Origin of the sequence: Vibrio sp. D3, from assembly GCF_043995865.1 — a bacterium.
Classification (GTDB): Bacteria; Pseudomonadota; Gammaproteobacteria; order Enterobacterales; family Vibrionaceae; genus Vibrio; species Vibrio diabolicus.
Window position 1 is genome coordinate 1,984,132 of sequence record NZ_CP171887.1, and the last position, 23,443, is coordinate 2,007,574.

Genomic DNA, 23,443 nt, shown 5'->3' on the forward strand with positions numbered 1-23,443 from the left:
GGGAAATAAAGCAGAATGAACCAACAACTTACCGTCACCAAGCGTGATGGCCGTAAAGAAAGTATCGATCTGGATAAAATCCACCGCGTTATCACTTGGGCTGCAGAAGGTCTAGATAATGTTTCGGTTTCTCAAGTAGAACTTCGCGCTCACATCCAGTTTTACGACGGCATCACAACGACAGATATTCACGAGACAATTATCAAGTCTGCGGCAGACCTGATCTCTGAAGAGACTCCGGATTACCAATACCTAGCTGCTCGCCTAGCGGTATTCCATCTGCGTAAAAAAGCGTATGGCCAATACGAGCCACCAACGCTTTATGATCACGTGTCTCGCCTCGTCGATATGGGTAAGTACGATCAACATATTCTAGAAGACTACACAAAAGCAGAACTCGACGAACTTGATGCGTACATCGACCATAAACGCGACCTAAACTTCTCATACGCGGCAGTTAAGCAGCTAGAGGGCAAGTACTTCGTACAAAACCGTGTAACGGGCCAAATTTACGAAAGTGCTCAGTTCTTATATATCCTTGTAGCAGCGTGCCTATTTGCGAAATATCCAAAAGCAACGCGTCTTGATTACATCAAGCGTTTCTACGATGCGACATCGACATTTAAGATTTCTCTACCTACGCCAATTATGTCTGGCGTACGTACCCCTACTCGCCAGTTCAGCTCATGTGTTCTGATCGAGTGTGGCGACAGTCTTGATTCTATCAACGCAACAGCAAGCTCGATTGTTCGTTACGTATCTCAGCGCGCTGGTATTGGTATCAACGCTGGTCGTATCCGTGCATTAGGCTCAGAGATTCGCGGTGGTGAAGCGTTCCACACTGGCTGTATCCCGTTCTACAAATACTTCCAAACCGCAGTCAAATGTTGTTCGCAAGGTGGTGTTCGTGGTGGCGCAGCGACTGTATTCTACCCAATGTGGCACGGCGAAGCTCGCTCCCTAATGGTGCTTAAAAACAACCGTGGTGTTGAAGAGAACCGTGTTCGTCACATGGACTACGGTGTACAGCTGAACAAACTGATGTACCAACGTTTGGTTGAGGGTGGCAACATCACACTATTCTCACCTTCAGACGTACCAGGTCTATACGACGCATTCTTCGAAAACCAAGAAGAGTTTGAGCGTCTATACGTGAAGTACGAGAACGATCCTTCAATCAAGAAAGAAACGGTTAAAGCGATTGAAATGTTCACTCTGCTAATGCAAGAGCGTGCATCAACAGGTCGTATCTACATTCAGAACGTGGACCACTGTAATACTCACAGCCCATTCGATTCTGAAGTAGCGCCAGTTCGTCAATCGAACCTATGTCTAGAAATCGCACTGCCAACGAAGCCATTAACTAACGTTGAAGATGACTCGGGCGAGATCGCACTATGTACGCTTTCTGCCTTCAACCTTGGTGCTATCAAGTCTCTAGATGATTTCGAAGAGCTATCTGATCTTGTTGTTCGTGCGCTAGATGCACTGCTTGATTATCAAGATTACCCTCTACCAGCGGCATACAAATCGACGATGAACCGTCGTACGCTAGGTGTTGGTGTGATCAACTTCGCTTATTACTTAGCGAAGCATGGCGTGAAATACTCTGACGGTAGCGCAAACGGCCTGACTCACCGTACGTTCGAAGCAATGCAGTACTACCTACTAAAAGCATCGGTAGAACTGGCGAAAGAGCAAGGCAAGTGCCCTTCATTCGACGAAACGAACTACGCGAAAGGCTTACTGCCGATTGATACGTACAAGAAAGATATCGACCTAATTTGTGACGAAGCGCTGCACTACGACTGGGACAGCCTACGTAAAGAAATTATGGAGCACGGCCTACGTAACTCAACACTGACTGCGCTAATGCCTTCTGAGACGTCTTCTCAGATTTCAAACGCCACTAACGGTATTGAGCCACCACGTGGTTATGTTTCAGTAAAAGCTTCGAAAGACGGTATTCTGAAGCAAGTTGTACCTGAGTTCACTGAACTTAAAGACAACTATGAACTGCTTTGGAACATCGGTTCGAACGACGGTTACCTACATCTTGTGGGTATTATGCAGAAGTTTGTTGACCAAGCTATCTCTGCTAATACTAACTACGATCCGTCACGTTACGAGACTGGCAAGGTACCAATGAAGAAACTGCTTCAAGACCTGCTAACAGCGTACAAGTTTGGTGTGAAAACGCTTTACTACCATAACACTCGTGATGGCGCAAAAGATGAACAGAAAGACGCTGTTCAACCACAAGATGACGATTGTGCTGGCGGCGGTTGTAAGATTTAATCTACCCGCACCTAACACTCCGTAAAGACAGACTATCGATAACCTCCCCTTATGGGGAGGTTTAAAAGGAATTGAGGCATTATGGCTTACAGTACTTTTAACCAAAAAAAGAATGACCAGTTGAAGGAACCAATGTTCCTAGGTCAATCAGTAAACGTTGCACGCTACGACCAACAAAAATTTGAGATTTTCGAAAAGCTTATCGAGAAACAACTTTCTTTCTTCTGGCGTCCAGAAGAAGTAGACGTATCTAGCGACCGTATCGATTACAACAAACTGCCAGATCACGAGAAGCACATCTTCATCTCTAACTTGAAGTACCAAACGCTTCTAGACTCTATCCAAGGTCGTAGCCCTAACGTGGCACTGCTGCCGCTTGTGTCTCTGCCGGAACTAGAGACTTGGATTGAGACTTGGTCTTTCTCTGAAACGATTCACTCTCGTTCTTACACGCACATTATTCGTAACATCGTGAACGACCCTGCTGTGGTATTTGATGATATCGTTGAGAACGAGCACATCCTGAAGCGTGCAAAAGACATCGCGCACTACTACGACGATTTGATTCAAGCGACGAATGATTACCATCGCTACGGTGAAGGTGAGCATGTCCTTAACGGTGAAACAGTTAAGGTTAGTCTGTACGACCTTAAGAAGAAACTGTACATCTGTCTGATGTCTGTGAACGCTCTAGAAGCGATTCGTTTTTACGTAAGTTTCGCATGTTCTTTCGCTTTCGCAGAACGCGAACTAATGGAAGGTAACGCGAAAATCATCAAACTGATTGCACGTGATGAAGCGCTTCACCTGAACGGTACGCAACACATGATCAACCTGCTACGTAACGGTCAGGATGATTTCACTTTCATGCAAATCGCAGAAGAAGCAAAACAAGACTGTTTTGACCTATTCAAAGAAGCGGCTGAGCAAGAAAAAGAGTGGGCAGAGTATCTATTCAAAGATGGCTCTATGATCGGTCTAAACAAAGACATCCTAAGCCAATATGTTGAATACATCACCAACATCCGTATGCAAGCAGTAGGTCTACCTGCAGCTTATCCAGAAGCAACAACCAACCCAATCCCGTGGATTAACGCTTGGTTGTCTTCAGATAACGTTCAAGTTGCACCTCAAGAAGCGGAAATTTCTTCTTACCTTGTGGGTCAAATTGACAATGAAGTTCGCGCAGACGACTTCGAAGGATTCGAGCTGTAATGGCAACACTCAAAATCAACAAACTCATCAGTATTGAATCCAACCCTTCCAATACAATTTTGGAAACAATGGAGCAAGCTGGCTTACTACCAGAATACAACTGTCGTGATGGACACTGTGGTGCTTGTCGCTGCAAGTTGGAATCTGGTGAAGTGGAGTATGTTGGTTTTGCCATGGCTTACACGCAAAGTGATGAGATATTACCTTGTATTTGTAAAGCAAAATCGGATTTGTCACTCAGTGGCGTTAACTACGCGATGAAAGAAAAGCAGCGCGCATAACGTGACTCGACGGTATAAAACGCAAAAGCCAAGGTGATTACCTTGGCTTTTTTGTATCTACGTGTTTTATCTCTCAGGCTGTTATAGGTCTCTGGTTATAAAGCACTACCTGGGAGATGCATCTCTTTAACTTTCTCTAAAAATGCATAATGTGCAAACATCGGTTTACGTTCTAGGTAGCGACGCAACAAGTCTAGTGCTGCCGTACTGATCACTTTAACTTGGTCATTACGCGGATACTTTTTCGAGAGTTTATATAATGCTCCCCACTCGCCTGACGGTGTCGATAAAGCGACGGAAAAAACACCCTCTTCAATATGGCCAGTGACGAGTGATAAATCCGTCCCACACTTCTCTCGCGTCGCTCCTGCCAGAGCAAACGTTTCTGCTAATGGGTCTCCGCTGTTGCTCATCGCTTGAGTCTGGCTTGGTAGTACCCAACCATGTCCAAGTTGCCTTTCAGCGTTTTCATCACTATTTAACCAATAAGTTAAGTATCCACCACTGCTTTTTTCGGAAACCGACACGGTTAACTCTTTATCCATCAACAGCTGGCCGACATTTTCAACCATAGGTATATCAATACTAACGGTATTGCTTTCAAGATGCTTATTGATCATCTGTACCAACTTCAAACGTTGTTCAAACTGTTCAGAAGGGCCAAAGAGTTTCACTTCAATAAAAGGTAAGTAAGAGCGATAACCAAGCTCATACCCTTGAGGAAGTTTTAGCTGATCAAGCTTGTCCGAGATGCCGGATTCGGAAAGGCCGAACGTATAGATTCGACTACAACATGAACCTTGCACCTCCGGAAAAGCTCTTCTCAGATCAGGCAAAATTTGCGTCTCTGCCATAAGCTTAAATTCACTTGGCACACCCGGCGTAAAATAAAAAATGGCATCATTAATCAGCATCTTGAAACCACAGGCTGTGCCTATCGGGTTATCCAGAATCTCAGCCGTTTCTGGTAGCATGGCTTGTTTTAAATTACTGTCTGGCATTGGGATGCCACGTCGAGCATACAAACTTTCTAGATGCTGCAACCACTCTTTGAAAAGCACGAGTTTACACTCAGCAGCTCTCGCGGCGGCGGCGGCACTCATATCATCGGTCGTTGGCCCTAAACCACCATTCACGATCACCACGTCATTGTTGAAGCTCAACATTAAAAACTCTTCAACCAAGCTCGACAGGCTATCACCAACCGTTGAGCGCTTTGTTAAGCCAAATCCATGTTGATAAAACAGGCTAGATAACCATGCCGCATTAGTATCAACAATATCACCGTGGAGCACTTCCTCACCGGTACTAAGCATTGCTATTTTCACAACTGACTCCTGAACATAAGCACAATCCTATTATTCGTTATAGTGCTTATTTTTCTTTTTATTTGGACGAATCTCGACGAGATATATTGGGACTAAATAAGGATCAAGTATTTAAATGGTTGATGTTTTGAGGGATAATTGCGAGCCCGATCATCACACCATCAACTCGGAGACCTTTGTGTCAAAATCATCCATGTTCAAGAAAACTCTAACTGGCCTTTGCTTGACTTCGTCAGCGCTTGCGCACGCAAGTCAGTACGATATGACCAGTCATACGGAGTTTTCTTACACACCTGATTGCTTGTCAGGTTACTGCGAAACGACGACTCTGTACACCTTCGAGTCTCAAAATCGCGGTCTTATGTTTGAACAGAATAATGATGATTCATTAAATCTTGATGCAGGGCTTCAGCCTAAACATCTCATTATCCCTCAAGATAAAGACTGGGATTACCTCATGGGTCAAACATACACCATTCTTGGCCTGAGTATCGCAACCGTTGGTATGATGACTTTCCTTCCAGAAAGTATCACTAAATGGGACGAAGAAGACCGAGACATGAGTAAGCTGGGTCAAAAATGGAAAGATAATGTCTCTGACGGGCCTGTTTGGGATCGTGATGAACATGTCCTCAACTACATCATGCATCCTTATTTTGGCGGCGTTTACTACACAGCCGCACGCCACGCTGGCTATAACGAGTTTCAGTCATTCTTGTACTCCGCAACCATGTCAACGTTCTTTTGGGAGTACGGAGTAGAGGCATTTGCAGAAGTGCCATCTTGGCAGGATATTTTTATCACACCATTCTTTGGTGCTGTGGTTGGCGAAATGATGCTCACTGCTGAGCAAGATATTGTAGCAAACGGCGGCGAAGTCATGGGCTCTGAAACCGTCGGTGATGTATCACTCTTCTTCCTAAACCCTGTTGGGCATATCCATTATTGGGTAACCGATGCATGGGGCGGTAGTGCAGAGCTACAATTTAATTCATCACCTTGGTTTGGTAATCAAGACGTCGCAAAATTCGCAATGGACGCAGGCGCCAACTACGACAGCCAATTTTACGGTGTCGAACTAAAAGTAACATTTTAGCCTTGACTTGAGTTGATACTCAGTAGAAAAGCAGCCTTATGATGGCTGCTTTTTTGTGCCCTAAACATCGTTTTAATTATTTGCTTCACGAATTAGTGTCAAAAATTGACTTTCATCAAACATAACCCTCTCCTAGCACCTACACTAAATAAAAGGATTTATTCCAATAACTTAAGTAGCACGTTTATTCGTACTGCGTCCAAACCTTATTCCAGGAGGGGACATTATGAACACCGTATTTATTGTTAATTTTGTCGGACAAGCGTCACCCGCAACTATCAAAGAACTCGCAGCAATCACTCATGAAAATGGCGGTAAATGGCTGATAAGCAAAGTAAACTTTATTGAAGATCAAGTTGCAGGTGTCATCAAAGTAGAGCTTCCAAGAGAAAATGCCGACATCGTTAAAGAGGCGTTCTCTTCATGTCAAACTCTTGTGGTTAGGTTCGTTGACTCGGATCCTCACTCGCATCGTGAAGACACTATCTTTCAGCTTCGCTTAGATGCCAACGATAGAGCAGGTATTGTGAATGAAATTACTCACGTTCTCGATAATCAAGGCATTTCAATTCTAGATATGGATTGCCAACGCGTATTCATTGCAGGCGGCGGTGGGGTAAGCTCCAGCTTATTCAGCGCAAAAATGGCGATTAAATTGCCTAGCGAGCTAGAGATAGAGGACGTGGCTAATGAGTTAGAATCTCTGAGTGAAGACACTCGTGTAATTGTAGAAAGCTAACTGCATACCTTTAACGCTTCCCCAATAAAAAAGAGCAGCAATTCAGCTGCTCTTTGTCGTTCTAATACTCAATACGTTTTATTTCACCGACCACTGAGATAGTGAACGTTTGAAATCAGAGTAGTCAAATTCATTCAGTTTTTGAATGTCACCATTCGAGCGTTCACAGTAAACCGAAGGCATACGTAGACCGTTAAACCAGTTCAGTTTCACCATGGTGTAACCTGCACTATCTAGAATGTGAAGACGCTGTCCGATCTCGAGAGGCTGTTCGAAGTTCGCCACGCAAAACTGGTCACCAGCTAAACAAGAGCACGATCCAATCACGTATTCATGTTCACCGTTTTCAGATGCTTCAAGAATTGACGCTGGCTCGTTGTAGATAAGCGTATCCAAACGGTGAGCTTCTGTTGCTGAATCGACAATCGCCGTCTTCTTCACGTTCTCCACGATATCAACCACTGTTACGACAAGATCGGTTGTCTTAGTGATGATCGCTTCACCCGGCTCTAGATACATTTGTACGCCGTGTTTCTCTGAGAATGCTTTAAGCGCTAAACCCAACTTCTCGATGTCGTACCCCGGCCATGTGAAGAACACGCCGCCACCCATGCTTACCCAGTCCAGCTTATCTAGGTACTCGCCAAACTGCTCTGAAATAGCACCGAGTAAGCCGATAAACGCATCCACATCTTTGTTCTCACAGTTCATGTGGAACATCACGCCATCAATACCATCAAAAATTTCCGGTTTGATGTGATCAGCCTGAACACCAAGACGAGAGAATTGACGAGCTGGGTTTGCTAAGTCTTGCCCTGCGTAGCTCACACCTGGGTTTAGGCGCAAGCCAATCGATGCTTTACCTTCGACAATATGACGATAAGCCGCTAACTGTGACTGAGAGTTAAAGATCATCTTGTCACAGATGTTCGCCACATCGCGAACGTCATCTTCGCTATAACCCACACTGTATGCGTGTGTCTCACCACCGAACGTTTCGTAGCCAAGCTTCACTTCAAACGGGCCAGAACTTGTTGTTCCGTCTAGGTAAGGCTTGATGATGTCGAATACACCCCATGTTGAGAAGCACTTCAGTGCTAATACAAGCTTCACACCAGAGATGTCTTTTAGCTGTTTTGCTTTCTCTAGGTTCTCAATCAGCTTGTCTTCATTAATCATGAAGTATGGCGTTTTTAGTTCGTTTTGTTGCATTTTGATACCTTACGTCCCTTCGCCTTAGCAAAGGCACTATAAAATCGAACAAAGCCGACGCAAGTGCATCGGCTTAAACGTACAAATAAGAGTCGCTAAATTCTTACTTCAATTTATGGATAACAGGTTGTCCTGGCTCCAGTTCTTGAACATGCCAATCTAGACCAATAGATGGCATGGTTTCTAGGAATGGGTCAGGATCTAGCTGCTCCATGTTGAACACGCCTTTGTCTGCCCATTTGCCACGGAAGAACTGCAAAGCAGCAGTGATCGCAGGTACGCCAGTGGTGTATGAGATAGCTTGGTGTTCAACATCTTCGTATGCGACTTCGTGATCAGCGTTGTTGTAAATAAATACACTGCGCTCTTTGCCATCTTTCTTACCTTGAACCCAAGTACCGATACACGTTAGGCCAGTGTAACCAGGAGCTAGTGATGTTGGATCTGGCAGCAACGCTTTAAGCACGTGCAAAGGTTGAACAACCGTGCCGTCGTGAAGCGTTAGTGGATCTGGGCTGAGTAGACCGATGTCACGCATTACATTGAAGTAATTTAGGTAACGATCACCAAAGCCCATCCAGAATTCGATACGTTTCGCCGGGATGAACTCTTGCATAGATCGAACTTCGTCGTGCGCCATTGAGTACACTTTATGTGAACCACAGTTCGGGAATTCAAACTCAAGCATACGTGAGTGACAAGGTACTTGTTTCCACTCGCCGTTTTCCCAGTAGAAGGAATCACCTTGAATCTCAAGCATGTTCGTTTCTGGGTCAAAGTTAGTTGCGAACTTCTTACCGTGGTCACCTGCGTTTACATCCATTACGTCGATAGTATCGATTTCATCGAACAGATGTTTCACCGCGTATGCAGCAAACACCGATACTACGCCCGGATCGAAACCGGCACCAAGAATACCTGTGATGCCCGCCTCTTCAAACTTCTCACGGTAGCCCCACTGCCAATCGTAAGCTTGAGGTACTTGTTGGCCTTCAGAGCACAAATCAACCGCAACAGATGTATCAAGGTATGACACTTTAGCTTGGTAACATGCTTCCATAATAGCCATGTTCACCCAAGGAGGACCCGCGTTGATCACTAAGTCAGGCTGCACTTCTTTAATTAAAGCAACTAAAGAATCTACGTCGTCCGCGTTTACCGCACGAGCTTCTAGTTTCTTAGTTGAATCTTTCAGATTGTTTTTCTTCTGAATCGATTCGATGATTTTCTCACACTTACCTACGGTACGTGATGCGATTGTGATATCACCCAGAACGTCGTTGTTTTGTGCTGCTTTATGTGCAACTACCCAGCCAACGCCGCCTGCACCAATCTGTAGAATTGCCATAGTTTTCCGTTACCTTTGTTAAACTAGCTCTGCCGCTAGCGTATTGATTTTTGAGAGCAAAGATTCAAAGTCCGCCGTCGTCAGACACGGGTTCAAAATCGTAAATTTCAATGCAGTTTTATCGTCGACAATGGTTTCACCCAATACCGCGATACCACGTGTTAACGCTTCTAAGCGCAACGTTTTATTCAGTTCATCAAGATCCGCTGATTCATGTGTCGCGCGGAACAGAACCGTAGATAGCGATGGTTCAGCCAACAACTCAAAGTGTTTGTTATCTCGAATCATATCCGCAACTTCAAGCGTCTGATCAAGTAAATGATCGTACATATCGCCTAGGGCTTTTGGCCCCACGCTTTGCATCGTCATAAACACTTTTAGCGCATCAAAACGCTTAGTTGTAGCGATGGACTTATCCACCAAGTTCGGTAGTTCGTCGTGTTCGCGGTTCAAATAGTCTGCATGATGAAGCAGGAACTTAAAGTTAGACTTGTCATTCACCAACAGCACACCACAACTGATGGTTTGGTAAAATAACTTGTGGAAGTCTACGCTGATGGAGTGTGCACGCTCACAACCTTTCAGACGGGCTTTTTGGCTACTTAGAATCAGAGCTCCACCGTATGCACCGTCGACGTGCATCCACATGTCATGTTTCGCTGCCATATCGGCGATAAAGTCTAGGTCATCAATAGCGCCGTGATCCGTTGTGCCCGCTGTGCCGACAATTGCAAATGGGATCAAACCTTCTGCTTTTGCCTGATTTAGAACTTCGTCTAACTTAGTGACATCCATCGTTCCATCGGCATTCGCATCGACGGCCATGACCGCTTTTTCACCCAATCCCATCCAAGACGCTGATTTTTGAACCGTGAAGTGGGATTTTTTCGAACACACTATACGCAGCTTGTCTGCGTATTCAGGAAGGCCAAGCTTTTGAATTGAGTGCGCACTGAGTTTGTCAGCAATCCAATCACGCGCAAGCATCAAACCCATTTGATTACTTTGCGTGCCGCCGCTCGTGAAGATACCGTCCGCTTTTTCACCTAACTCGTATTTATCGCATAGCCAGTTCACAACTTTCTGTTCAACATAAGTCGCTGATGAAGCTTGATCCCATGAGTCCATTGATTGGTTCAAAGCCGCAATCATTGCCTCTGCGGCAATAGCAGGCATCAACGGTGGAGTATGAAGGTGAGCGATACAATCTGGATGTTGAGTAAAAATCGCGTTTTTCGCGACCAACTCGGCTGCATCATCAATAACCGTTTTGAGAGGCGCATTTTTATTGTCAAGATCAACAGCATGGATCGCTGCTTCCAATGCTTTTGGATCCATACCTGAGTATGGTGCAGCAACCTGTTCAAACACTGATTTCATTGCTGTCGTAGTGTGATTCATCACCGAAGCAAACTCATTGCTGCCCAACTCTCCAGTGTGGATGAAATGCTTCTTCCATTCATCTTGTGGCTGAGTTTCGATGTGACTACCGCCTGCTGCTAAAATCGCGTCTTCAAATACACGTAAAGCAAAGTCGATTTGCTCAAACGAGATGATAAGAGGAGGAAGGAAGCGAATTACTGCACCTTCACGTCCGCCTTTCTCAACGATCAAGCCACGCTCAAGTGCTGCGCGTTGAATGGAAAGAGTGAGTTCACTATCCGCTTGAGGTTCGCCAAATTTATTGAGCTCACCGTTTGGATTTTTAATCTCCACACCAAGCATCAAACCTTTGCCACGTACTTCTGCGATACAGTTCACGCGCTTTTGAATGCTTTCAAGACCATAGCGCAAATACTGGCCCGCAATATTGGCATGCTCAACCAGATTGTCACGCTGGATGATTTCTAATGCTTTCGCACCAGAGACCATGGCTAACTGATTGCCACGAAACGTACCTGTGTGTTCGCCCGGCTTCCAAGTATCATGCTGCTTGTTGATAACCAATAGCGACATTGGTAAGCCACCGCCAATAGCTTTTGATAAACACAGGATATCTGGAACAATGCCCGACTCTTCAAATGCGAAATTGTAGCCAGTTTTACCAACACCACACTGGATCTCATCGAAGATCAGTAAGATACCGTGTTCATCACAAATACGACGTAACTCTCGCAGCCAGAATGCTGGCGCAGGAACAACACCACCCTCACCTTGCACTGGCTCAACGATGATCGCAGCAGGCTTCATAATGCCCGATTCATCATCGTTTAAAAGACGATCGATATAGCGAATACTTGCTTTCGCACCTTCATCACCGCCAAGCCCAAATGGACAACGCAGATTGTATGGGAAAGGCATAAAGTGCACGTCTGACATTAAACCAGTTCGACGCGCTTTCGTACCTAGGTTGCCCATCATTCCCATTGTGCCGTTAGTCATACCATGATATGCGCCACGAAAAGCAAACATGGTGTTGCGACCAGTAGTCTGCTTCGCGAGCTTGATCGCGGCTTCAACTGCATCGGCTCCAGACGGACCACAAAATTGGATAACGCTGTTCTCACTTAACTCTTGAGGAAGAAAAGATTTAACAGATTGAATAAACGTCGTTTTTGCTGATGTTGCAATATCTAGCGTCTGATATGGCAGACCCGAATCTAATTGCTCTTTCAGAGCTTGGTTTATTTCAGGATGGTTATACCCCAAAGCTAGAGTGCCCGCCCCCGCAAGGCAGTCTAAAAAGATCTGTCCACGTGTATCTTCAACCAAGCAACCAAAAGCTTGTTTGATTGCGATTGGCAAGCGACGTGGATAAGAACGCACTTCAGATTCATGCTCAGCCTGATCAATCAATACTTGATCTGGCGTTAAGTCATACGTTCCCTCAACGATAGGAACCTGAGACGAAAAAATGTTTGCGATATTGCTATCGACTTCAAAGGCAGTGCTCATACTACATAATCCCTTGAATTATAATAATTCTATATCCTGTATTAATAATCATTGGAATGAAGTTACAGGAGGTGTGTATACCCCTCCGCATTTGTCAGTGCAAAATGACAAATACAGATCATCTGCCACGATATTCGTGACTTTATATGTAAAAGGGATTAATCAAGGTTCTGTAATGCACCCGTTTTGTAAAACAGGACATTTCGGCAGTATGAAGCTGATTAGTGTGTGTTTATTCAAAGGTTTCAATGTTGGGTTTCCCATTAATATGCCGCTTTTACAGCATTAGTATCCCGTCTATCGACAAAAGGCTTTGCCGATACCTACCCTACGCAGTGTCACAATCAGCTTGAATGGTCACTACGCGTATCCCCCAGAGATCAAACGTTGTTAATTACGCTCCGAGATTGCGCGCGAATTTATCACAAAATAAAATCTTCTGGCAACGATTTTTCATATTAGTAACAGTGACGCAAATCACAACAAAGTTCCCCCTAGTGATATTTGTACATTCATACTCATCTACAACGCTTTTCTTCTTTTCTCAAATACCTGTTAATTAAACAAATATCCTTACAATATCAGCGCCATGAACCAAAACGGTTTATGAACATACCACTCTTTAATCGTAGAACATTATTTTCAGTATCCAAGGCATTTAACAGAGCTAGTATTTACGTTACTGCTCAGCCTAAATCGATGAGTCTTTATTCACAGAACTTTGATTGACTAAACTTAAACTAGTCGGATAGGTATGGCCATGAAGTGACGTTTCTATGGCTAAAATTAACAAGGAGTTAAGTTAGTAAGCTGAAGGAGCTCAGTGCTTAAAGAAATACATCGCGAAGAAGAAATTTAAGATTTTAAGAAATACAAAAAAGGCCCAGCATTTTTATGCTGGGCCTTAAACCTGGAGCGACACACGAGGTTCGAACTCGTGACCTCAACCTTGGCAAGGTTGCGCTCTACCAACTGAGCTAGTGTCGCATTTAATATGAGATGGTGCCCCGGGCCGGACTTGAACCGGCACAACGCGAACGTCGAGGGATTTTAAATCCCTTGTGTCTACCAATTCCACCACCAGGGCACACAAATATTCTTTGTGATGCCTTTACAGAAAAGTAAAACACCATCTGATACCGCTAACGCCATATCAATAAAATTTGGAGCGACACACGAGGTTCGAACTCGTGACCTCAACCTTGGCAAGGTTGCGCTCTACCAACTGAGCTAGTGTCGCATTTATTCTCGAAAGCTATTCACTCTCAAAAGAATAATGGAGGCGCCTCCCGGAGTCGAACCGAGGTCCACGGATTTGCAATCCGCTGCATAGCCACTCTGCCAAGGCGCCTAATCTGTGAATAAAGCTAAGCTTTTTTCACCACCCTACTGAGCTGTGCTCTCTTGGGTACGGGATGCATTCTACGGATTCGAGCGATCGAGTCAATACTATTTTTATTTTTTTAAATCGTTTGACTAGAATTTGTGCGAAAGACGGTGGATTGCTTAGTTTTAATACTAAAAATCGCTTAAATACACTTGTTTATCATAAAACTTTGGCTACGCCTTACACTGATGGCCGTGCGTTACGTGTATTGAAGCGTTAATAATCAGGAGGCTCGCTTCTCTGAGACTCTCCAAGGGCGAAAACAAGACTTAGATCACATATGGAACTCTATCGAAGCAAAAGCCCCAGATACAAATTTCAAGCATGACTGTTAGCAAGCATTGAAAAACGTGAGAAGCAAAGAAATGCTGTAGATTATCTTAGATACAAAAAAGCAGGCTATTAAGCCTGCTTTCTAATATCAGAATTTAATGATGCTCTTCATTCAACAGATCGTCTTTCGCAGCTGCTAAATATTGAATCATTGACCAGTACGTCAAGAAAGTTGCCACATACAATGCTGCAAAGCCTAGCCAAACCATCCATTCATCGTAACGCCATATCAACACCCATAAGGCGAACATTTGCGAAACAGTTTTTACTTTGCCAACCCAAGATACCGCAACACTGGCTCGCTTACCGATTTCAGCCATCCATTCTCGCAATGCTGAGATAATGATTTCTCGCGCGATCATCGTTACCGCAGGAATGGTCACCCAAATTGAATGGTAATGTTCCGTGATTAAAATCAATGCCGTTGCCACTAGCACTTTATCAGCAACAGGATCAATAAACGCACCAAAACGAGAAGTTTGGCCAAGTTTACGGGCCAACATACCGTCAAGCCAGTCAGTAAAACCCGCTACCCAAAACACCATTGCTGCTGCAAACGGTGCCCATGAATAAGGTAGATAAAAGACAACCACAAAAACAGGGATTAGGAACAGTCTAAGAAGAGACAGAATGTTCGGGATATTCAAACGCATTTTATTATTCTCTTACACATTGCGGCTTAATGTTGCGCGATTTTCCTTATTGTTTCAATGCTTGGAAAATAATTTCTGCTAAAGAGTGACTTATTCCCGGTACTTTGGCGATTTCTTCGACACTTGCACGTTTAAGTTCTTGTAACCCACCCATGTACTTGAGTAACGCCTGACGTCGTTTAGGGCCAATTCCCTCAATCCCTTCAAGTGCACTCGTACGTCTGGTTTTACCTCGCTTAGCACGGTGCCCCGCTATAGCATGGTTATGGCTTTCATCACGAATATGTTGAATAAGGTGCAACGCAGGAGCATCGCTTGGTAAATGAAACTCGTCCCCATCGACTGTAATCAGCGTTTCTAAACCTGGTTTGCGAGTAACGCCTTTTGCAATACCAATCATGATAGGACGCTTTGGCCAATCCCCCCAGTACTGCGAAATGATGTCATGCGCACGATTTAACTGACCTTTACCACCATCGATAAAGATGATGTCGGGAATTTTCTCTACGTCCAATTGCTTCGAATAACGGCGCTCCAACGCTTGTCCCATTGCAGCGTAATCGTCACCACCGGTAATGCCAGTGATGTTATAGCGACGATACTCCTGCTTAACGGGGCCTTCATTGTTGAACACCACACACGATGCAATCGTACTTTCCCCCATAGTATGGGAGATATCAAAACACTCCATTCGAGCTATAGACTCCAACTTCAATGTTTCGCGAAGCGCATGAAAACGCTGATTAATCGTCATCTTGTGATTGATTTTGGTGGTAATCGCTGTTAGTGCATTCGTGTTCGAAAGCTTGAGATACCTTGCTCGAGAGCCAGTTGGCGACGTATGGAAATGAACCTTACGGCCTGCCACTTCACTTAACGCTTTCTGTATTGGCGCAATATCTTCTGCCAACTCTTGATTCAAAATAATACGAGAAGGAATTGTACGTGCTTCGTTATGGCTCAAATAGTATTGAGTCAGAAAACTATCGAACACTTCCTGCTGGCTTGTATTTTGTGGGATTTTCGGAAAATGGCTACGGCTACCAAGCACTTTGCCTTGGCGTATCATCAGGATATGGATACACGCGATACCATTCTCCTGAGCAAACCCTAGTACATCCATATCATCCATGCTGTCTTCTGAGACGTACTGCTGCTCTTGAACACGTCTAATCGCTTGGATTTGATCGCGAAATTTAGCGGCATCTTCAAAGCGCAATTGCTGACTGGCAACTTCCATTTTCTCGATCAGTTGTTTGAGTACTTGCTGGTCTTTGCCTTGCAAAAACATGCGCACAAAGCCAACCAACTCTGCGTATTCTTCATCAGAAATGATGGTATCAACGCATGGCCCTGCACAACGGCCAATTTGGTACATCAAACATGGGCGCGTTCGGTTGGAATAGACAGTGTCTTCACACTGGCGCACAGGAAATATCTTTTGCAGCAAATGCAATGTTTCTCTTACTGCACCAGAATCTGGGTAGGGGCCAAAATATTCACCTTTGCGCTTCTTGGCGCCACGGTGGATAGAAAGCCGTGGGTGCTTATGACCGCTAATAAAGATATAAGGGTAAGACTTATCATCTCGCAGCAAAACATTGTATTTCGGTAAATACTGCTTGATGTAGTTATGCTCTAAGATGAGCGCTTCTGTCTCAGTGTGAGTCACTGTGACGTCAATTTTGGCGATATTACTGACAAGCGCGCGAGTTTTCTCACTGTCTACTTTTTTCCGAAAGTAGCTTGAAAGGCGCTTTTTTAGGTCTTTGGCTTTACCTACATAGATGACAACAGCTTCGGCGTTGTACATTCTGTAAACGCCGGGCTGATGAGTTACTGTCTTGAGAAAGGAAGCCGAATCGAAGGGAGGATTCACACTAAAGGGTCTCGGTGTCCAGCATTCCGTGGCGAATCGCTAAGTGAGTTAACTCAACGTCACCATTAATGTCCAATTTACTAAAGAGTCGGTAGCGATAGCTGTTGACTGTCTTTGGACTTAAATTAAGTTGCTCAGAAATATCCGTTACCTTTTGACCTTTAGTGATCATAAGCATGATCTGCAATTCACGTTCGGATAAGTCTTTAAAAGGGTTCTCAGAGGCTGGAGAAAATTGACTCAATGCCATCTGCTGCGCAATCTCTGGTGAGATGTAACGCTGCCCACTATTAACTACACGAATCGCATTCACCATTTCATCAGGGCCAGCACCTTTGGTTAAATAACCAGACGCACCTGCCTGCATCACCTTGGTTGGAAACGGGTTTTCTGTATGAACGGTAAGTACGATGATTTTCACATCAGGATTCACGCGAAGAATTTTTTTAGTGGCTTCCAAGCCACCAATTCCTGGCATGTTCATGTCCATTAAAACGACGTCAGCATGATTACTGCGACACCATTTTACTGCATCTTCACCGCTGTCAGCTTCTCCTGCTACGTTCATTCCACGGACGTCTTCAATAATACGTCGTATCCCTGTGCGAACCAGCTCGTGATCATCTACAAGGAAAACATTTATCAAACTTGTATCTCCACACTTTGTATTGGTTCTGCACCCACATAACCATTATTTGTTAAATGTGGATATCAGTATGACTGCCTATATACTAACGTAATCGACAAAAAATTGCTTTCTATGAATATGTGCTGAAACGCAAACTTTAGCAAGAACTTATTCATAAACCACTCTATTATTTTAGAGCGTGATGAGCAGAACCGAAATCTAAGAAAAGACAATTAACAACATTAAGTACAATAAATCAAGTAACTAGGTTTCATATTGCCCAGAGAAACACGCTATAACTTAAAATGACACTGTCCCTCTTGCACCAGAGGCTAACTTGTAATCACTAATTCCAGCAAAAATTTGAACCGCTTTCTTTACTGGTTATTTTTACAGTTCTTAATGTTAAACTAGCGTTCTTCAAGTTTTCTAAGGTTTCTCACATTTGAATATCCAACAAGGCTTTCTGCTTACTCGACAGGCACGAGACATCAAAGGTCAAACTCAAATCGAGCTGTGGCTTTCGACAGAAGCAGGTCCTACTCAGTTAATTATTAATGGTGAGAAGCCAGTATTTTTCATCGCTCAGAAACACTCAGAGCAAGCAAAAACACTCGCGCGAGAAAAAAACATACCCGTCGACATCCGCCTTTTGGATCTCAAAACGTTTGAACATACGCCTCTTTCTGCATGCTATACCAACGTAACCAGAGACGCTCTCACACTTAAAGACACGTTCGCTCAAAATGATATCACCACTTACGAAAGTGATATTCGCCTCGCCGATCGCTACCTCATGGAGCGTTTTATTAAAGGTAGTATTGAATTTACAGGCAATGTGACTCGTACCAATGGCTACCAACGCGTCCAGAACGCAAAATGCCGTACGGGGCAATATGAGCCGAAGTTAAACGTTGTCTCGTTAGATCTAGAATGCTCTGAGAAAGGCATTCTTTACTCCATCGGATTAGACAGCGTCATGGATTCCCGCGTTATCATGATCGGAGAACCAGAGCCTTCGGATACACCGATACAATGGGTCCAGGATGAAAAGGCGCTTCTAGAAGCACTCATCGATTGGTTTAAACAATTCGACCCCGATGTCATTGTCGGTTGGAACGTCATTGATTTTGACTTTCGCCTGCTACACAAACGAGCAGAATGGCACAACATGAAGCTAATGCTTGGCAGAGCAGACCAAGCCAGCTTTTTCAGAAGTTCATCTCAAAGCCAACAAGGGTTTATTTCCATTCCCGGGCGAGTTGTAATGGACGGTATCGATACGTTAAAAACGGCGACTTATCACTTTCGGTCTTGGTCATTAGAGTCTGTATCTCAAGAACTCTTGGGGGAAGGGAAAGAAATCCACAACGTTCATGACCGTATGGATGAAATCAATCGTATGTACCGCTCCGACAAACCATCGCTGGCTAAATATAACTTACAAGACTGCGTGTTGGTGAACAAGATTTTCAATCACACTCACCTGCTCGACTTTGCAATTGAACGCTCTCGCCTCACTGGTGTAGAACTGGATCGTGTCGGTGGCTCGGTAGCGGCATTCACTAACTTATACATGCCGCAAATACACCGCGCAGGCTATGTTGCCCCGAACCTACACCCAGAAAATTGGATTGCGAGCCCCGGCGGTTACGTGATGGACTCCATCCCTAACCTATATGATTCTGTTTTAGTGTTGGACTTTAAGAGTCTATACCCATCGATTATTCGCTCTTTCTTGATTGATCCTATGGGTTTGGTTGAGGGGTTATTACTCGATATTGGTAAAGAAGATGATAAAGCAGTACCTGGCTTTCGCGGTGGGCAGTTCCATCGTACGAAACACTTTTTACCAGAAATGATTGAAAAGCTTTGGGCAGCACGTGATGTTGCAAAGAAGAACAATGAAAAAGCTTTTTCTCAGGCAATCAAAATCATCATGAACTCCTTTTATGGCGTACTGGGTTCATCGGGATGTCGTTTCTTTGATACTCGGTTAGCTTCTAGTATTACCATGCGCGGACATGAAATCATGAAGCAAACTAAGGTGCTGATTGAGGAGCAAGGATATCAAGTGATTTACGGCGATACGGATTCCACATTCGTGTCGTTGAATCGACCATACAGTCAAGTAGAAGCCGACGCTGTTGGAAATCAATTAGTTGATTACATCAACTCTTGGTGGCAAGAACACCTGCGTTCTGAGTACAACCTAACATCTATGTTGGAAATCGAGTATGAAACCCATTATCGCAGATTCCTTATGCCAACGATTCGTGGCGCAGAAACTGGCTCGAAAAAGCGCTATGCGGGTTTAATCGGTGAAGGAGAGCAAGAACGGATTGTATTTAAAGGGTTAGAAAGTGCCCGTACTGACTGGACCTCGTTAGCACAGAAATTTCAAAATACACTCTATAGCATGATTTTCCATGGTGAAGATCCAAGCGACTATGTCCGAGAGATGGTTGAGAAAACTAACAACGGTGAATTTGATGAACAGTTGGTGTATCAAAAGCGACTGCGCAGAAAACTGCATGAGTATCAGAAGAACGTCCCACCACAAGTGCGTGCAGCTCGTTTAGCGGATGAGATAAATGCCAAGCTTGGCCGCCCATTACAGTATCAAAACAAAGGACGAATTGAATACATTATTACCGTGAACGGTCCTGAACCTTATGAGTACCTCAATAGCCCGATTGATTATCAACATTACATTGATAAACAACTCAAACCCGTTGCAGATGCGATTCTCCCTTTCATTGGGACGGATTTTGACAGGCTTTCAGCACCACAAATGGGGTTGTTTTAGCCGATACGAAACTCTGTTTTCTGGTACTGTTTGACTAACCAATCACCAAACGCATCAATTAGCCCGATAACAGAACGCTTGGGAATACCCCGGCCAGAAAGTAAGATTTCTAGCCGCTCGATCTCAAGCTGCTTTTCAGGATGATAAGTTAAGAATACCTTGCCACACTCTACGGGGTCATCAAACCAACGTTTATCTCGATACATCACCAAAGAGTATGACGCTCTTAGTAACTTTTTAGCAATCACGCGTTGAGCGGCCACCTGCTCTTCTATCGTCTTCGCTTGGACGATTTTTTTGCGATACACCGTAATCCAATCTTCCACATCCATATTCCAGTGCTTAGCAATTTCCCAACTAGGAACGTAATCACCAAAACAATCTGCCAGATCATCACCATAGACACAGACACAGCAATGCTTAAGCATAAAGCCCCAAGTAAAAATGCTATCTAAGTTAGCCACTTCACTCACTAGCGCTGTGCGGACCGATACGCCACTAACTTGAGGATGACTTTGCTGCGCGCGCCACTTAATCGTGTTGAGTAAAGTCGCGCGATTGTGCTCAAAAGACGATTTAGTAACGACAACCAGGTCTAAGTTCGACCTTCCTGCGATCGCTGTTTTTCGAGCAACACTGCCGTACACATAAACGCTGTGTAAGTTTTGCCCCAGTCCACCTTTGAGACAAGCGGTAACTTCCCTAATTAAAGGCGCAAACTCTGGTTGAAATGGTTGTTTAGGATCGATAACAGGCAGAGACATGGCTTAAAACGTGTTCTCAGATGGTTCAAGAAATTGGACTATATGTTCTCTTAGCCGACTCACTGAATCAAGTCCATTCAGGTGTTTAGTCATGGGAGTAACAACAAATTTCTGCAATGAATTTTAATGCTAGGCGGCTAACTTAGCGCTATAATCACCGAGTTTTGCTTAATAAGTATGAATAGGAATATACAATGCCAAAGGCAAGTGAAATCAAAAAAGGCTTCGCAATCGAGTCTAATGGTAAAACTCTTCTAGTTAAAGACATCGAAGTAACGACTCCTGGCGGTCGTGGCGGCGCTAAAATCTACAAAATGCGTTGTACAGATCTAAACACGGGCGCACGTGTAGATGAGCGTTACAAGTCTGATGACGTTGTTGAAACGGTAGAAATGAACAAACGTGCAGTTGTGTACTCATACGCTGACGGCGATGAGCACATCTTCATGGATAACGAAGACTACTCACAATACACATTCAAGCACAATGAAGTTGAAGACGACATGCTGTTCATCAACGAAGATACACAAGGTATCCACATTATCCTTGTTAACGGTGCTGCTGTGGGTATTGAACTACCATCTTCTGTTGAGCTAGTGATTGAAGAAACTGACCCTTCAATCAAAGGTGCTTCTGCATCTGCTCGTACTAAACCAGCACGCTTCGCTTCAGGTCTTGTCATCCAGGTTCCTGAGTACATTGCAACTGGTGACCGTGTTATCATTAACACAGCTGAACGTAAATACATGAGCCGAGCATAAGCATGTCTGATTTGATTTCTTACGACGACGTCATCGACGCAGCGTACGACATTTTCCTTGAGATGGCTCCAGATAATCTAGAGCCTGCTGACGTGATTCTGTTTACTGCGCAATTTGAAGATCGTGGTGCCGCAGAACTTGTTGAAACTGGCGATGACTGGGTTGAACATGTTGGCTTCGAGATCGACAAAGAAGTATATGCAGAGGTTCGTATCGGCCTAGTAAATGAGGAAAATGACGTTCTTGATGACGTATTTGCTCGTATGCTAATCAGCAGAGACCCTGAACATAAGTTCTGCCATATGCTTTGGAAACGCGATTAACGTTTCTTCATCATGAACAAAAATACCAGCCTAGTGCTGGTATTTTTTTATCTGCTGTTTTGTTTAGCTGCGATATTTGTTTATCCAAACACCCTTCTCTATATCGGCTTTAGATCCTTTTGTTATGTAACAGATAAGAAAAAGGCTTGCTGAATTGGCAAGCCTTTCTGATGTTTTGCTATCGATTAACGATGCTTGTTACGTGCGCCTTGGTCACCAGCAGTCTTCTTCGGCTTGCGACGAGAAGGGTTGTTGCTGCGGCCTTTTGGCGTGTTAACACGCTCTTCATGGCGCTTAACTGCGCGACGAATTTTTTGGCTGCGTGCACGCTCACGTTTGCGTGACGTGTTGTCTTTGTTCAGATCAAGCATGGTTTCTTTTTCTGGACGAAGCTCTACAAGCTCACGCAAGTAGTTTACTTCTTTCAGGTCAAGCTCCATCCAACCACCACGAGGCAGTTTCTTGTCTAGGAAGATGTCGCCGTAACGAACACGTTTCAGACGACTAACGGTACACTCTTGCGATTCCCATAGTCGACGAACTTCGCGGTTACGACCTTCGTTGATAACAACGTAAAACGTGTGGTTCATGCCTTCACCACCCGCGTAAACAACATCTTCAAAGCGAGCTAAACCGTCTTCCAGTTCAACACCTTTTACTAGATTACGAACTTTCTGTTCAGTTACTTCACCGAACACACGTACTAGGTATTCACGTTCAACTTGGCGGCTTGGGTGCATTAAGCGGTTCGCCAGTTCACCATCCGTTGTGAAAAGCAGAAGACCAGAAGTGTTCGCATCCAGACGACCAACTGAAATCCAACGAGAGCCACGAATTTTTGGCAGACGATCAAAAACAGTACGACGACCTTCTGGATCGTGACGAGTACACAGTTCACCCTCGGGTTTGTAGTACGCAAGTACACGACAAATCACTTCTTCTTGAATCTTTGCAGAGACAATGTGACCATCGATACGAACTACGCTGCTCTCGTCTTCAAGTCTTTCACCAAGCTTAGCGACTACACCGTTCACGCTAACGCGACCAGATTTAATTAACGATTCAATCTCACGACGAGAACCGTGACCAGCACGTGCTAATACTTTTTGTAACTTTTCGCTCATTTATCTACCTATGTGTCGTCTTCACAGACGTCTAGACCAGGATTGGTCTGTATTTTGCTAATTACCCATTTCAGTGGGATTTTTCGGTCCGACATTATACGTAACTTTCTCAGTTAATGTAAGCTAAATCGGCGCCATTCTCCACACCAAAAATTCACTTTAAAACATCGAAAATATTTACTCTATTCTGCAACTTTTTTCCTACTTAATGCTGATATTGCCCAGCGAGAATCCCACTAATATCGGTCTTCCCGAGCCACTTTAACCGTGCAGTACCTGATAAAATTGTCAGGGTTACAACGATAACCACTTGGGGTGTGTTTACTGTTCGTGTTGCTTTAAAAACAACGAAAAATAAACAGTCCCAGTT

At 44.3% G+C, this 23,443-nt stretch carries 17 protein-coding genes and 4 tRNA genes; 8 read left to right on the forward strand and 13 right to left on the reverse strand.

The window, feature by feature from the left end; all coding sequences use genetic code 11:
• The first annotated feature begins 15 nt into the window (after positions 1-15).
• From nrdA to yfaE, 3 genes are all read left to right on the forward strand, one after another.
• A complete protein-coding gene (gene nrdA, locus ACHFJ9_RS17185) occupies positions 16-2,298 on the forward strand; it encodes a class 1a ribonucleoside-diphosphate reductase subunit alpha (protein WP_005394788.1) in 2,283 nt (760 codons plus the stop codon).
• An 81-nt stretch (positions 2,299-2,379) separates the two neighbouring features.
• Complete coding sequence (nrdB, locus tag ACHFJ9_RS17190; RefSeq protein WP_005376818.1) at positions 2,380-3,513, forward strand: class Ia ribonucleoside-diphosphate reductase subunit beta; 1,134 nt, start codon at positions 2,380-2,382, stop codon at positions 3,511-3,513.
• On the forward strand, positions 3,513-3,794 hold the full coding sequence (yfaE, locus tag ACHFJ9_RS17195) for a class I ribonucleotide reductase maintenance protein YfaE (RefSeq protein ID WP_005376817.1): 282 nt from the start codon (positions 3,513-3,515) through the stop codon (positions 3,792-3,794). The genes nrdB and yfaE overlap by 1 nt, the downstream gene beginning before the upstream one ends.
• A gap of 95 nt (positions 3,795-3,889) precedes the next feature.
• On the opposite strand, the gene ACHFJ9_RS17200 is transcribed toward yfaE, so the two are convergent.
• Positions 3,890-5,122 carry a CinA family nicotinamide mononucleotide deamidase-related protein gene (locus tag ACHFJ9_RS17200; RefSeq protein WP_395355663.1) on the reverse strand — a complete coding sequence of 411 codons (1,233 nt, stop codon included), beginning with the start codon at positions 5,120-5,122 and terminating at the stop codon, positions 3,890-3,892.
• Between the two features lie 193 nt (positions 5,123-5,315).
• On the opposite strand from ACHFJ9_RS17200, the gene ACHFJ9_RS17205 reads away from it, so the two are divergent.
• Both ACHFJ9_RS17205 and ACHFJ9_RS17210 read left to right on the forward strand, forming a co-directional pair.
• Complete coding sequence (locus ACHFJ9_RS17205) at positions 5,316-6,218, forward strand: DUF3943 domain-containing protein (protein WP_031780425.1); 903 nt, start codon at positions 5,316-5,318, stop codon at positions 6,216-6,218.
• A gap of 226 nt (positions 6,219-6,444) precedes the next feature.
• Positions 6,445-6,957 carry a glycine cleavage system protein R gene (locus ACHFJ9_RS17210; protein WP_005394795.1) on the forward strand — a complete coding sequence of 171 codons (513 nt, stop codon included), beginning with the start codon at positions 6,445-6,447 and terminating at the stop codon, positions 6,955-6,957.
• A 78-nt stretch (positions 6,958-7,035) separates the two neighbouring features.
• Here the strand turns inward: ACHFJ9_RS17210 and nspC are convergent, their stop codons facing one another.
• From nspC to uvrY, 10 genes are all read right to left on the reverse strand, one after another.
• Complete coding sequence (nspC, locus tag ACHFJ9_RS17215; protein ID WP_047009981.1) at positions 7,036-8,169, reverse strand: carboxynorspermidine decarboxylase; 1,134 nt, start codon at positions 8,167-8,169, stop codon at positions 7,036-7,038.
• A 103-nt stretch (positions 8,170-8,272) separates the two neighbouring features.
• Complete coding sequence (locus tag ACHFJ9_RS17220) at positions 8,273-9,517, reverse strand: carboxynorspermidine synthase (protein WP_225462166.1); 1,245 nt, start codon at positions 9,515-9,517, stop codon at positions 8,273-8,275.
• An 18-nt stretch (positions 9,518-9,535) separates the two neighbouring features.
• Entirely contained in the window at positions 9,536-12,412 is a 2,877-nt protein-coding gene (locus ACHFJ9_RS17225) for a pyridoxal phosphate-dependent class III aminotransferase (RefSeq protein ID WP_395355668.1), read from the reverse strand.
• A 911-nt stretch (positions 12,413-13,323) separates the two neighbouring features.
• Positions 13,324-13,399: transfer RNA gene (locus ACHFJ9_RS17230), tRNA-Gly, on the reverse strand.
• A 13-nt stretch (positions 13,400-13,412) separates the two neighbouring features.
• A tRNA-Leu gene (locus ACHFJ9_RS17235) sits at positions 13,413-13,499 on the reverse strand.
• A 77-nt stretch (positions 13,500-13,576) separates the two neighbouring features.
• A tRNA-Gly gene (locus tag ACHFJ9_RS17240) sits at positions 13,577-13,652 on the reverse strand.
• A gap of 37 nt (positions 13,653-13,689) precedes the next feature.
• Positions 13,690-13,763: transfer RNA gene (locus ACHFJ9_RS17245), tRNA-Cys, on the reverse strand.
• Between the two features lie 464 nt (positions 13,764-14,227).
• Positions 14,228-14,785 carry a CDP-diacylglycerol--glycerol-3-phosphate 3-phosphatidyltransferase gene (gene pgsA / locus ACHFJ9_RS17250; protein ID WP_005394805.1) on the reverse strand — a complete coding sequence of 186 codons (558 nt, stop codon included), beginning with the start codon at positions 14,783-14,785 and terminating at the stop codon, positions 14,228-14,230.
• A gap of 46 nt (positions 14,786-14,831) precedes the next feature.
• Complete coding sequence (uvrC, locus tag ACHFJ9_RS17255; RefSeq protein WP_025767270.1) at positions 14,832-16,664, reverse strand: excinuclease ABC subunit UvrC; 1,833 nt, start codon at positions 16,662-16,664, stop codon at positions 14,832-14,834.
• Position 16,665: 1 nt separating this feature from the next.
• Positions 16,666-17,310, reverse strand: coding sequence for a UvrY/SirA/GacA family response regulator transcription factor (uvrY, locus tag ACHFJ9_RS17260; protein ID WP_005386783.1), 645 nt, complete (start codon positions 17,308-17,310; stop codon positions 16,666-16,668).
• A gap of 427 nt (positions 17,311-17,737) precedes the next feature.
• Between uvrY and ACHFJ9_RS17265 the strand changes: the two genes are divergently transcribed.
• On the forward strand, positions 17,738-20,101 hold the full coding sequence (locus ACHFJ9_RS17265) for a DNA polymerase II (protein ID WP_395187026.1): 2,364 nt from the start codon (positions 17,738-17,740) through the stop codon (positions 20,099-20,101).
• On the opposite strand, the gene ACHFJ9_RS17270 is transcribed toward ACHFJ9_RS17265, so the two are convergent.
• Complete coding sequence (locus ACHFJ9_RS17270; protein ID WP_395355672.1) at positions 20,098-20,865, reverse strand: nucleotidyltransferase domain-containing protein; 768 nt, start codon at positions 20,863-20,865, stop codon at positions 20,098-20,100. The genes ACHFJ9_RS17265 and ACHFJ9_RS17270 overlap by 4 nt on opposite strands.
• Before the next feature lie 194 nt (positions 20,866-21,059).
• Between ACHFJ9_RS17270 and yeiP the strand changes: the two genes are divergently transcribed.
• A complete protein-coding gene (gene yeiP / locus ACHFJ9_RS17275; protein ID WP_005376801.1) occupies positions 21,060-21,626 on the forward strand; it encodes an elongation factor P-like protein YeiP in 567 nt (188 codons plus the stop codon).
• Between the two features lie 2 nt (positions 21,627-21,628).
• A complete protein-coding gene (locus tag ACHFJ9_RS17280) occupies positions 21,629-21,949 on the forward strand; it encodes an HI1450 family dsDNA-mimic protein (protein ID WP_005376800.1) in 321 nt (106 codons plus the stop codon).
• Positions 21,950-22,134: 185 nt separating this feature from the next.
• On the opposite strand, the gene rluB is transcribed toward ACHFJ9_RS17280, so the two are convergent.
• Positions 22,135-23,073 carry a 23S rRNA pseudouridine(2605) synthase RluB gene (gene rluB, locus ACHFJ9_RS17285; RefSeq protein WP_005376798.1) on the reverse strand — a complete coding sequence of 313 codons (939 nt, stop codon included), beginning with the start codon at positions 23,071-23,073 and terminating at the stop codon, positions 22,135-22,137.
• Between the last annotated feature and the right edge of the window lie 370 nt (positions 23,074-23,443).